At 29.8% G+C, this 685-nt stretch carries 1 protein-coding gene; it reads right to left on the bottom strand.

All coding sequences use genetic code 11. From position 1 onward, the window contains the following. A partial coding sequence (locus tag N3D74_06625; protein ID MCX8095839.1) for an acyl-CoA dehydratase activase occupies nucleotides 1–515 on the bottom strand: 515 nt, incomplete at its 3' end. Between the last annotated feature and the right edge of the window lie 170 nt (nucleotides 516–685).

Below are 685 nucleotides of genomic sequence, written 5' to 3'. Positions count from 1 at the left end.
GTTGAATTTATTTTTACAGGTTCTTTTGCGTTAGTATAATATGTTCCAAAATCATCTAAATTTATACCTATCACATTACTCATAACCTCTAAAAATCTACCAGTTCCTGCAGCACATTTATCATTCATTACAAAATCAACAACATTACCTTCATCATCAAGCGAAATAATTTTTGTGTCTTGTCCACCAAGGTCTATTATCGTTTTTGCTTTTATACCAAAATTATTACACAACCAAAAAGTTCCTTTAGCACAACAAGTAATCTCGGTGATTGTTTCGTTGCCAAATTCTATAGTTCTTCTACCGTAACCTGTTGAGATAACATATCTTAAATCTTTTATAGATAAACCAATTTTAGATAATGCATTCTTTAATGTTTCCTCTGCCGATTTTTTAGGTTCACAACCAGTTGGTGAAATTGCTTGAGAAAGTATTTTATAATTTTTAGAGTTTAATTTTTCTATAATTACAACTTTAGTTGTTACTGAACCAATATCAATACCTGCTGTTATCATTTTAGTTGGTTTTTGTTTTTTAGCATCTCTATAAAAGCTTCAATTCGTGTTTTAAGTTGTTCGGTATCTTCGGGACTGTAGCCCGTATGGACTTTTACTATCGGTATTTAATAATTTTTCAAAAAAGTTTGGAGTTTATAAAAACCCATATCATAAAGCTGACATAATCT

It is taken from the genome of Caldisericia bacterium (assembly GCA_026414995.1).
Lineage (GTDB): Bacteria > Caldisericota > Caldisericia > B22-G15 > B22-G15 > JAAYUH01.
This window is presented reverse-complemented; position numbering and strand designations above follow the sequence as displayed.